The organism is Aminipila butyrica, assembly GCF_010669305.1.
GTDB lineage: Bacteria > Bacillota > Clostridia > Peptostreptococcales > Anaerovoracaceae > Aminipila > Aminipila butyrica.
The window spans coordinates 955089-967105 of record NZ_CP048649.1 but is presented as its reverse complement, the minus strand read 5'-3'; the positions used below and the strand labels follow the sequence as shown (position 1 = coordinate 967105).

Sequence of the window (12017 nt, the reverse complement as noted above, 5' to 3'; positions counted from 1 at the left end):
GAACCTCACCTATAGCAGCTGATCTATAGTTTCTCCAAATTTCTCCAAAAGCTCATTCAAACTCTCTTTATCTTCTCCTAAGCCCTCTACGTCGCCTACTGTAAACGTTGCAATAGGCGGCTCCGCAAAACGATTGATTTTTTCAAATTCTGCTTTCAACCTGAAAACAGATTCCGCTACATATCCATCTCCATCCCGGGATTTAACCGGATTCTCAAATGCACTGACCAGATTTACCGGGCGGTCCGAGCGAATGGAAACAATTAATGCATTGGGAAGGGTCTGATTGGCAAAGGTATTGATTTTTCCTGTTGGTAAGGATAGCACAAACCCTTTCACAAAAAGTTTTAATGCCTCCATTACCGCCTCTTTGTTATCGCCCAACTGAAAACACAATTCATGTACTGCTACATTGGCATACCGGTATAAAGTAGACGAATTATATTCCACTGTTCCCAGCATCCCTGCCCCCGCCTGATCATCGGACGTTAAATCATCGACTGCTGTGAAAAAATCAAATTCTGGTGTAATTCCATGTGTTGATATGGCATGGGCAACTTGTGAGCTTGCGTCTACGTTCAATTCTGGTGCCTCTGCCGCCATCCGTCCGAACAACGCCACATCAATGCTTTGATTTGCATTTAAGATGCTTTGAAGTTCTTTTGTCTGCAAATCGTCTGCGTGTTCCAAGCCATAAGCAGCAAGCTTTTCCCGCTGTTTGCCCCCCAGGAAAAAAAGGGCTTTGGCTTCCTGATCCTTTGTAGAAATCTTGGCTTTATTAAAAATCGCTTCTGCAAGATTAAGCGCACTCTTCTCATCCATGGATGGCTCTTTCTCCATAATCACCTTTGCAAGGGACTGGACAATTTTCTTGGTTCTAATACCTAACGTTTCTTTATCTTCATGCTCTTTAAAATAATCTCTCATCGCCTTTTTCCAGCTTTGGGAAGATACACGAGCTCGTGTAACCCCTCCATATTGAGCCGTTTTAGGACTGCCTGTATCATCTCGGTTCATATTGCTTGGGGGAACGGTTTGAAGTACGTGTAAATCAACATAAATATTATTCTGCATCTTTTTCTCCTTCTTTCTCTTTTTCTTGATAGAAATAATAATCTTGTCCCCAACGCATACGCATGCGATTGGCAGATTCCGGTGACATCTGATACCAATAGAAATCCTCTGCTAACTTTGCATAATCGATTTTGGTACCTTTTTCTTGTTTAAGTATGCTGATAAGATGTCGTAAATGTGTGGTCAGTTCTTTAAAATTACCAGAAGTAATCAATGCATTGAACCTTCTATCTAATGCTGTATTATTTAAATCCCGGATATTATGTAAGGCTTTTCCAACACTATTTCCTGGTGATTCATGCACCGATTCACTTCTTCCCTGCTGATGTAATGCATACAGCTGTAAAGCGGCTAATATGGCATTTTCCTGATAGGTAGGCGTTCCGCTTGTACTCAAATATTCCAGCGGCACTTCTTCAAACACCAGCGGCCAAATGGAAACTGTTTCTGAAACATCTCGACCTATAGAATTCCTTAGCCGGGATAAGATGGCTTTTGTCTCCGATAGTTCCAGCCTCGTCCCTAACTTAAAAATAATTCTTGCCGTTACTTGATATAACTCTTTGCTCATTCCTTCACCCCCAATTCTTTTCTTAAATTTGCTCTGAATCGAATGTACGCCGTCTCTATATTTTCCAATTTACTATTGTTATCTGTGTAATATCCGAGATAATCTCTGTTTCCTGCTCCCTGTATTAATTCGTCTCCTTGCCTGGAAATTTCGTCTCGCAATATGGATTTCCATTCCAGGGTGCGGTCTTTTTTCTCATCCTGGGGAGAAATAAGGATTAACCACTTGCGAAAATGGTGGTCTACAGAAAAGAATATCTGAGTTTTTGTTTTTTGTTCCGTAGCGCTATTTTGCAAATTCCGTATTTTATCAATATCTCTGGCAAAACGAATCACTGTGTTTCTAATGACTCGCTCTGTATTTTTTATCTCCTCTGCAATACAAGTCAGCCAGCCATTTTCCTGCTTGTCCAGTAGTCCAATATTTTCAGAAATTTGATCGTATACTTGTCGGTCCACAACCCCGTCTTTTTGAATATAATTTTCCGCTACTGCATTTAGGGTTATCAACCCCGTTACCATCTCATCTCCTTGCAATACAGTTAGCCAATCAATAATTCCTGGCTTGCGCCCCTTTTCCTCTATGGCCGAAAATGTCTGCATTTCCTGCCAGAAATACTTGTCTGGGTCATGTCGTTTCGGCACATATGCCTCTTTTACGTGCCATTTTCCAACGTCCAGTTTAGTATCATACCGCCAGAAGGTAAACGGCTCTATCATTAAGCTCGGCTCATATTCAAAATTGCTGACCGCCAGATCCAACCTGTACTCAATAATCTGATTTTCCTCATTTGCCTTTAAAAGCAGTTGCCTGCTGGGATAAGTAAAGAGCTGCGCCAGATTATTTGGTATGGTCCGAAAATGATTAATTTCAGGTTCTACTTCCCATATTGGCTTTTGTACACAAGCATTCTCGGGAAGATTCAGATTCAGTAATAGGGTTTCAAAAAGATTCTTTCCGCTGGCATAAATGCCCCCCAACTTTCCTAAATAGGCTACCCCGGTAGATTCTCTCTTCTTCTTCTTGCCTGGATTTCCCGACTTTGAAGGGGCGTAACCATTGGTATATAACAGCCATCTAGCCGCAGCGGAATACGCTAATCCGGTTTGATACTGGCTCATAAAAAGCCTGGGTTTTCTCGGATCCCCTTCTAGAATCCTGCCATTTAATTTGTTGATACTATTGTCCGTTGCACTATACGGATAATCGGGTTCTCCAATCTCCGGAAATTGGAAAAAGGGATATATCTCATCTAGTAAATAAAAGCGATGACGATATTTTTCCAAATATTCATTCACAACATCTGGGAATTTCCCTTTTTCCCAAAGGGTTTTCCACGTCTCATATAAATCCTTTTTATAGTCCTTTATATCGTCTTTATCGATTTCTTCTTTGATTTGAAAGGTGTCTGCATCCACAGCAACCCATTCATAGAATTCTTCTGTTGCCGTAAATCTGGTAAAAACCGTATGTAACACGGCTAGCAGCAGCCGTAAAACTGCAAAATTCTGTGTCGGCGTTTCTCCGGCAAGCTGGGTATACTCATGAGCATGCTCGAATAATTCCTTTAGTGATACTTCCTCGTTTTCTCCTTTCTCGCCTGTCATAACCATTAACCATTTTTCATCCAGTAAATTAAATTGACTCATTCTTCCTCCCTTCCATAGATCAATCCATATTGTTTATCATAATAGAGCTTATATCCCATTAGCATGGCCCTATTATCTTCATCCAGAACAATTCCCAGACTTCCTTTTAACCACGGCTCACTTTGCCAGTGAAAAAGTTCCGCTTGATTGCGCCCCTCTAACTCCTTAATCAGGGCATCGGTTTTATAGGAAAATATATGGGGCAGCCGAATGGTCTGCTGGGATATCTTCTTTGCAAGAGCAGCGGTTAGCTCACCATTGATGTTCGTGGTTTCATCCAATAGATACAATTCATGTTCTTTTCTCTTGACCAGGATGACCTCAATAGAGTCAGCACCATCTCGAACTGCCGCCAATCCCGCCTCTTCCGAATCACTTGGCGGGTTGTTCTTTAACCAGCCAATTAAGCTATTTTCATCTGGCTCATAAGGCTTTTCAAGACGAAATGCCTCTGCATGATGTTTCTTTCGCTCTATTTTCAACTCGTTTTCTACTTTCGCTTCCTCATATTTTTCTCTGATTGACTGAGGGATATCTAATTCTTCCTCTGAATAGACATTCTGAACTAGTCTGGATATGTTCCCAGGAAGCATCAACTTCTCTGGTAGGAGTAATTGGGTGCGCATCAGTAAATAATCTCCATATATCGTTCTCGTGCCTGCCTCAAATTCTGCCATTCCCCGTATGCCCATCACATATACAACTGGCTCCTTTAGGCCTTCTGGTCTTTTCGTTTCCATATGCCGATGCAACCGTCCAATTCGCTGAAATAATAGGTCGATTGGAGCGATATCGGTGAAGAGTATATCCACGTCGATGTCCAGCGACTGTTCCAAGACTTGTGTTCCGATGACAATTCGCAGTTTGGGGCGGTTAGCATTTTTCCCTATCTCATTTAATAGCTGCTTTTCCTTTTCCCGTCTGTGAGGAGCCAGAAAGCTGGAATGCAGCACATTAATATTTTCTTTTCCAAATACACACGCTAACTTCTCAGCCAGATCTTGTGCCCGTTTCACTGTATTGACAATAATACCAGCAATTCCTCCGTTTGAAAGAACCCTTTCAATGGTTGTTAGGAAATCATCCTCATCAATCAATGCCACTTTCACTTCTTTTATGTTTTCCACTTGGAAATCCCGCAGTTGGCTGACCTTGTCCCCATCTGTGTATGTAATCAGCGGATATGCTTCTGTTGTTTTCCAGTCGGAATAATCAGCCTGTATGTTTCGCCGCTTTACCCCCATACCCTGGCAATACGTCTCTACTAATTCTTTTCGCCTTACTGCCGGTAGTGTCGCAGAAAGGATGATGACTGGTATTCGGTATGCACCAAGCCACTCCACAACCCGATAAAGAAATGCGCTCATATAAGCATCGTAGGCATGCACTTCATCAATTACGATAACTTTTTTCGATAATCCTAAATGCCTGAGTGCCAAGTGTTTCTGCTTTAATCCTGCCAATAGCAGCTGATCTACAGTGCCCACAACAAAATCATCTAATATGGCCGTTTTTCTTCCTGTAAACCATTCATTTATAACAACACTGCCCTGGCGATCTTCCACATTAATATTCTCTGCATTTTTTAAATTTTGAAATGCCTCATTAAACTGTGCTTTCCCATGCATAAGCTGAATGGACTTGTCATCCCCTGTTTCGCTGGCAATTTTTTCAATCCACTCTTCAATCCTCAGGAAAATGCCATCGGAGGTCGCCTGCGTTGGCAAGCCGAAAAACATGCCAGAGCAATTTGCTTTTTCTGCCATTTGCTCAACACCCAAGAGAGCCGCTTCTGTTTTCCCAACTCCCATCGGTGCTTCAAGAACGATAATTCCTGGATTCTCTGCTTCATCAATAGCTTTAAAAAACGCCTGTTGGATCTCTCTTGGGTGAAATTGAAACCTTTTGCTGTATTGCTCCTCCATATCACCAAAATAATCCGGATTCCAGGGGTAGGTTTTACTCCAACGCGCCCATCCATATTCCAAACGTTCTTCTTGAGCTTCCTCTTCCTCTTTGTCTATGGGAAACAAAGGGAAATACTCCTCATTGCTGGCAATCCAATCCGCCATAATAAGAAGCCCTTGAAGGAGGGCTTGTGCAGGCTGCTCCACCTTTGGAAGTGCGTCAACGCTCTCATATCCCGCCTCCTCCAGTGCCCACTCAAACAATTTACGCTGCACCTGTTTCCACTTCTCCGTACATTCACCATCATGGTCATATTGATAGTAGTTAGCCGTGTAAGCCTCCAGTTGCTGCCTAATTTCCTTTTTATCATCTACCGGCCTTCCATGATGTCCGCCGATAATCGATGCAATATCTGCACGAACGCCATAAGAATTCAATAAAACCTGACTTGCCAGCGCATGAGGGGATTTTGAGGAAGATTCGGTCCGCCAATTTCCCAGTTCAGTAAAACCTGCTCTAATCAGCCTTTCTGTCAGTATTTTGTCCAAGTCGGTGGATTGATTGTTCCCGGATGGTCTCAAAGAAAAGCTGGGAGTCGCTTTGGCCAAATCATGAGTCAAACCGACAAAAGCTGCCAAGCTTATGCCAGCGTCCTCCTCCAAAGCAGAAATGGATTCCAAAATAAATTTTCTTTGACCCTTACTAAGCCAATGATTCCATAATTGAATCATAAGATTCGATGTATCTAGTAAATGCTGTTCCAGTGGGAGCCAGTAGTATTGTCCGTCTTTCTCTTTTTTCTTACCCCATAAATTTGTTTTCATCTGCATCCGGTTTTCCTCCGAGATAATTAAATTGAATCTTTTTGCTTCCGAATCAAAAAACTTGCGATCGCTTACATCATTTTTCCTTTTTTTTAAACATTTTACAAAACAATTTTACCATAGCTGTAAAATTTTTCAACATATTTCGTCTGATTTTTCTTAAAATTCAAGCAGGATATTTAGAATTATAAACAACCGATAAATATAAATCTCCTTGACCTTTTAATGAAATCATTTTGTATTTTTTACCCCCACATCTTCTTTCATTTAGAGTCATCTTGATCACTTGCTTTATTGTCTTCAGCAGTTCTCTATAGTAACATAAAAATCCATTGAATGGCCTCTACACACTCAATGGATTAAACTATTGATATTACTACAATCTATCGTTTTGCAGCTTAAGGATTACTTCACCATACATTGAGGGCAAAGAATCAACCAGAGAATGCTGCCGTCAACAAATGAATCAATTAGTAAAATATCCAAAGAAGAAGGTATCTCTGAATAGACACTTTATCGCTCAGAAAAGCGAATTTCACGGAGATTCTGCAACTGACGTTCAAAATATTCATCTGTAAACATATGACCTTTTGAGACTGAATATTAATCCGTGTAAATGTAAATAATCTCCATAATAAGAAAACGGAGGTTATGAAATGAAACAGTCGAAAAATATTCTCACGGACAAGGAAATGGAACTGGTTAGTGTGCTGATGCAGGACTGCCACAGCACGGGTGATATTCAGTCGAAGTTGAAAAGACTGTTCGCCGGCGCAATTGAGCAGATGCTGGAATCTGAGATGGACGCGCATCTGGGTTATGAGAAAAACAGTATTGAAGGAAACAACTCCGGTAACAGCCGAAACGGCTACAACCGCAAAACCATCATCAGCGATTATGGTGAGAGTGAAATTGCTGTGCCCCGAGATAGAAACGGTGAATTTGAACCGAAGATTCTTGAAAAAAGGCAGACCCGGACAGATGAAATAGAGCAGAAAATTATGGCAATGTATTCCAAAGGGATGAGCCAGCAGGATATAGAGGACAGCCTGCGGGAGATTTACGGGGCTGAGATTCCACAGACCTTGATTTCCAAGATAACAGATAAAATCCTGCCAGAGGTGAATGAGTGGCAGAACCGCCCGTTAGAGTCTATTTACCCGATCATCTACTTTGACGGAATTGTGTTCAAGAGCCGTAAGGACAATCAGATTATTAATAAATGCGTCTATTCGGTGCTGGGTATCGACATGAACGGTCAAAAGGATCTGTTGGGCATTTGGATTAGTGAAAACGAGAGTGCAAGCTTTTATGCATCAATCTGCTCTGACCTTAGAAAACGAGGTGTTTCAGACATCTTCATTGCTTGCCATGATAACCTTAAGGGTCTTGGAGAGGCAATCAACGCAGTGTTTCCAAATACCAAGCAGCAGCTATGTATTGTCCATCAAATTCGCAACTCAACAAAATTTGTGCAGTACAAAGATCGAAAAGAAATCTGCACAGATCTGAAGAAACTCTATGGAGCGGTAAATCTTGATGATGCAGAGTATGCTAAAGAGGAATTCAGGGAAAAATGGGATAAGAAGTATCCATCCATCCTGCGGTCTTGGGATACAAACTGGGCCGAACTTACGACTTTTTTTAACTACCCCCAGCAAATCCGTCATCTGATCTATACAACAAATGCAGTAGAAGCATATCACAGGATGGTGCGTAAATTTACCAAGACAAAATCAATCTTCCCAACCGATGATTCAATTCGAAAAGTAGTATACCTTTCGGTCAGAGAAATTACAAAGAAATGGACTATGCCGTCAAGGGATTGGGCAATGGCATACAGCCAGATCATGATTTTCTTTGCAGACAGGCTTACTGCCTAAAGGCTTGAAGATCCTGTCCCAAACTTCTGAGCTTTATCCCCAGTAGGATTACCTGCGAGTGGCAGACTTAAGTCTACCGCTTTGCCATATAATCCACCGCAAGAGTTGGGTTGATCCTCAGCATTTCCTGATTTATGCTGCAATATATTATCACTAAAAAAATGGATGATTATTCCATTTACACTAAAGATTATTCACACCCGACCTTTTTTCAGTCGTTCCTTGTCCATTGACCAGCCCTGGATGGTATAATCCTTGACTATTTGTCCTGACCACTTACGGAAACGAACAGCACCGGTCATTATTAACTTTAAAGCCAACGGAAATAATCATCTGGAGGTTATAGTGAATAACCTCTCGATTCACTTGCCTTGAACCTTCGGTTTGAACTATTCGGAATTTCCGAATAGTTGCCTCCTCTGTCAGCTCACCGTCATCATATATTTTCTTAATATGTTCATTAACTGTTGGAAGACTTACATCATACAACACAGCCACCATTTTCTGTGTCAGCCAAATATTTTCATCTTCATAACGCATATCTATGCTGTCTGCATTGTCTCCGACCGTTGCAATATAGGTAAGATATTCTGCAGCCGAACTATGAATAGTTATTTCATTTTTCTTTTTTTGCATGGTGTCCCTCCAATTTATCATTGCTTTGAACCACTACAAAATTTGCAATTGTTCAATATCACTTATTTACCTTCTGCAAATGCATAATCTCCATTTATCTCTATCCCCCACCTAAAAGGCTGAAAATTTGCTTTGAAGTGCTAACATCAAGAAGCAAAGTTTCATGCGATAATAGACTATTAATATTATTGGCAACTTTTTGTACAAGAAACCTTTCTACTTTTACTTGATTTTCTATACGTAGTTTTTCATCTTCAAATTGATTAGCAATCCTAGTATTACTCAATACTTTTATCTCGTAAGTAACTCCTAATATATAATATATTAGGTTCATCATAGGTTGCTTTGCCTCTTCAGAACTCATATCAAAATATAAACTATCAAAGGCTTGATCAAGCATTGTATCAATTTTCTGGTCTGTTTCTGCATCAAGCAATGATGAACTCTTGGTTTCAACATGTTTATTCTTTTTCTGTATTTGTTCAAACTTAGTTCTCCCAGAAATCAGAAATTTTATATCAGAATATTTTTCTTTAATCCACGGTTTAGCGTTATTTTTCCACCATGGCTGAACAAAATGCTCATTAAGTTTTCCAGCACCATGTAGAATACCGGCAACTATCACTTCACCAATCATCTGTACTAATTCCTGTTGCTCTCGGGTAATCTCAACTTGTTTGGATTCATAATATTTTTCCCGATAATTATAATCGGATTCTTTTATCTCAATCTCTTATCATTCAGCGATATCAGTTGTCTTATCATTTTTATCTTGGCTTACACCATGAACTATTCCTTCATTTTCTTTTGATCTTACGAGATGGTCCCCATCTTTAAGAATGGTTTTATATAACTTTCCCCCATCGTAACTCATCGCCTTCAAACGTTCACTTTTTTAATCTCGATCACTGTAGTCAAAGTTTTTATACATCTGTAATTATAATGTCCACACAACCTTGTGTTTTTATGGTTTTAGATATGTTCTTACAATAAAAGAATCCGTGACTTTGAACTCAGGTTGAATAATGAGTTCAAAGTCACAGAAATCTCTTTATATCAATCCCTTTTATACTGTTATTTCTCAATCCTTGACATCAATACAACCGTCTCCACGTGCCTTGTAGCGGTGATAATGATGCCGCATGAAGCTGGTAGCCCCTTGGCGGCAGGGTTATATTTTCAAAAGATCGCTTTTTCAACCTCAAAATTTTGAAGTTTCTATTTCCGCCAACTATTTGGCACTAGCATTTCTATTACATCATTTCAGCAAATTGTCACTTTTAACACTTTTTATTAAAACATTTATTGCATTTATTCTCCACTAAAGCTTTTGGCCCATTCAGCAACCCTACGACTACTTTCTTCTTCTGATAAATCCTCAATCTTAGTCATAATAGACCATATTACTCCAAAAGGATCCAATATACTTCCAAATCGATCACCTGAAACAAAGCTTGCAACCGTTTCTCTTACTTTTGCTCCTCTTGCTACCGCATTTTCAAATACCTGATTTCCGCACGAACAATTATTGCCAATTCCATCAGGATATTCAGTAATACCTTAACCCTTGCATTGAAAATAGTTTTATAGAACTCTATTGCTTCAGAAGGATTCTTCACTGTTATAAATGGGGTAATAGATGTAAACTTCATTGGATTAAATTCATCAACTCATAGAAATATTTGGATTCATGAGTCTTATTAAGACTATACCAAGCATCTAATGTTTTTGAAGAAAACACACCCAGCGCTTTCAAGACGTGTACAGAAAATTCCAACGGAGCTATTCCAGATGCAGTGATCAGTTTTCCATCAGTTACAGCAGACTCCATTTTGTAATACTTTTCGCCCGTGTAAGTGGGACAGATCATTTTAAGGTATTCCAGATCATTGCTTGTATGCCAACGTGAATTCAGCAATCCTGTCTGGGCAAGTCCCATTGTAGCACCACAAATTGCTGCAACTAATATACCTTCCTTTAAACACCTCTCAACAATTTTTAAGATGGGCTGGTGAATTGTTTCTGTCCATGTATCTCCACCGGGTAAAATCAATGCATCTGTGCTTTCAATACTGCACTCATCCAGTTTGATGTCAGGCAGTATTTTCAATCCACCCATTGTTGTTACAGGCGTCCTTTCAATTCCAACAGTCACTATTTTTGATGGGTCAAGTCCCTTTTTATAATATCTTCCCGAGTTCAGCTCGGCAGTTAAGTAACCTATTTCCCAGTCTGACATTGTGTCAAACACATAAAGATATACTGTATTATTCATTTTGCAATTTCTCCTTATTTTATTCATCAAGGAATACCGACCATCGGTAATCAGTGACTATCCTCATTATAAAACAACTTCACTGACATCTGCTGTCAGTGAAGCTGTTAAAGTTGATAATATTCCATTAACTCCGATGCAATAGCGACAAGTCTTTCTTTCAAACTCTGTGGTTCGATTATTTGAATGGATTTACCATAGGATAGGAGAAAATAAGGGACATAAATATGAATTGATTTTTCCTCAAATAAAAAGATGGCTTGATTAGATGTTCGCTCTTTCAGATGATACCCTAAAAACCAATGCATGCATAGTTCATCCAACGCCTCTGACCTGCCTTCGATAATTAAAGAAATTAACCCCTCCTTACCCACTAAATCAGGTAACAGATTTTTCATAAAAAATTCACGGGTCGAAAAAGCTTCGGGACGCTTAAATATTATTTGAGTACACTTGATTAGTAAAATCCGATCTACCCGAAAGCTTCGTATTTCATTCCTTAGGTGGCAAAATGCAACAGTATACCATTTGTTGTTCCAGTAAACCATTCCATAGGGGTCTATCATCCTATTCTTTGGTTGCTCTTCACGGCTTGTGCGATAATCAATTTCTACAGAGAATTCCTTTTCTACAGCCTGCTCCAATTCCGCCAATATCGGCTGAATGGAAGGGTTTACCATGCGGTTTATAACTTCAAATCCGGCTAAATGATGGTTGAGTATACTTTCCTGTTCCTGATTCGAATACATTTTCAACTTTGATGTCGCATTGCCTAATGCCTCACTCAAAGGGTATCCAGCTTCTTTTGCAAAAACAGCAGCATGAAGGAGTGCCTTTTTTTCTTCCATATCAAATAGCAGAGGTGCTCTGATAAAATTATTCAGCAGGAGATACCCGCCATTATGACCTGGGTCGGATATTATAGGCACTCCACTGGCACATAGTGCATCAATATGCCTATAAACTGTCCTTATATTTATTTCTAATTTTTGGGATATTTGTTTTGCAGTCATTTTTACGCCTGAATTCAGCATCCACAGAATTGCCAGCATATTATCGTTTTTAGCCATAACGTGAACCCCTTCTTTTATGAAGCTCAATCCTAACACATGCCTTAATGGACAATAATGATGTCGTGGGAATCTGGTGCTTCCTTCGGCAAGTATATATTTATCAAACTTTTATTTTTAAAAATCC

The 12017-nt window shown here is 39.8% G+C and carries 10 protein-coding genes; 1 reads left to right on the top strand and 9 read right to left on the bottom strand.

Annotated elements, in window-relative coordinates:
* Positions 1-9: 9 nt before the first annotated feature.
* Genes cas7e through cas3 form a run of 4 tightly spaced genes read right to left on the bottom strand, consistent with a single transcriptional unit; the run spans position 10 to position 6032 of the window.
* The gene (cas7e, locus tag Ami103574_RS04815; protein WP_163065545.1) at positions 10-1074 is read right to left on the bottom strand and encodes a type I-E CRISPR-associated protein Cas7/Cse4/CasC; all 1065 of its coding nucleotides are present in this window, start codon (positions 1072-1074) and stop codon (positions 10-12) included.
* Complete coding sequence (gene casB / locus Ami103574_RS04810) at positions 1064-1645, bottom strand: type I-E CRISPR-associated protein Cse2/CasB (protein WP_163065544.1); 582 nt, start codon at positions 1643-1645, stop codon at positions 1064-1066. Before casB ends, cas7e begins: the two co-directional genes overlap by 11 nt.
* The gene (locus tag Ami103574_RS04805) at positions 1642-3294 is read right to left on the bottom strand and encodes a type I-E CRISPR-associated protein Cse1/CasA (protein WP_163065543.1); all 1653 of its coding nucleotides are present in this window, start codon (positions 3292-3294) and stop codon (positions 1642-1644) included. Before Ami103574_RS04805 ends, casB begins: the two co-directional genes overlap by 4 nt.
* A complete protein-coding gene (gene cas3 / locus Ami103574_RS04800) occupies positions 3291-6032 on the bottom strand; it encodes a CRISPR-associated helicase Cas3' (protein ID WP_163065542.1) in 2742 nt (913 codons plus the stop codon). The genes Ami103574_RS04805 and cas3 overlap by 4 nt, the downstream gene beginning before the upstream one ends.
* A 686-nt stretch (positions 6033-6718) precedes the next feature.
* On the opposite strand from cas3, the gene Ami103574_RS04790 reads away from it, so the two are divergent.
* Positions 6719-7909, top strand: a complete 1191-nt coding sequence (locus Ami103574_RS04790; RefSeq protein WP_163067923.1) for an IS256 family transposase — start codon at positions 6719-6721, stop codon at positions 7907-7909.
* 194 nt (positions 7910-8103) lie between these two features.
* Here Ami103574_RS04790 and rhuM (Ami103574_RS16045) read toward each other — a convergent pair whose 3' ends face one another.
* The 5 genes from rhuM (Ami103574_RS16045) to Ami103574_RS04765 all read right to left on the bottom strand — a co-directional run bounded on the left by rhuM (Ami103574_RS16045) (position 8104) and on the right by Ami103574_RS04765 (position 11890).
* A complete protein-coding gene (gene rhuM, locus Ami103574_RS16045; RefSeq protein ID WP_330587199.1) occupies positions 8104-8211 on the bottom strand; it encodes a RhuM family protein in 108 nt (35 codons plus the stop codon).
* On the bottom strand, positions 8186-8545 hold the full coding sequence (rhuM, locus tag Ami103574_RS04785) for a RhuM family protein (protein WP_330587198.1): 360 nt from the start codon (positions 8543-8545) through the stop codon (positions 8186-8188). Before rhuM (Ami103574_RS04785) ends, rhuM (Ami103574_RS16045) begins: the two co-directional genes overlap by 26 nt.
* A 100-nt stretch (positions 8546-8645) precedes the next feature.
* Positions 8646-9182 (bottom strand): hypothetical protein, encoded by a 537-nt coding sequence (locus tag Ami103574_RS04780; protein WP_163065541.1) that lies wholly within the window; start codon positions 9180-9182, stop codon positions 8646-8648.
* Positions 9183-10193: 1011 nt separating this feature from the next.
* A complete protein-coding gene (locus Ami103574_RS04770) occupies positions 10194-10820 on the bottom strand; it encodes a type 1 glutamine amidotransferase family protein (RefSeq protein ID WP_163065540.1) in 627 nt (208 codons plus the stop codon).
* A 107-nt stretch (positions 10821-10927) separates the two neighbouring features.
* Positions 10928-11890, bottom strand: coding sequence for a helix-turn-helix transcriptional regulator (locus tag Ami103574_RS04765; RefSeq protein WP_163065539.1), 963 nt, complete (start codon positions 11888-11890; stop codon positions 10928-10930).
* Positions 11891-12017: the final 127 nt, after the last annotated feature.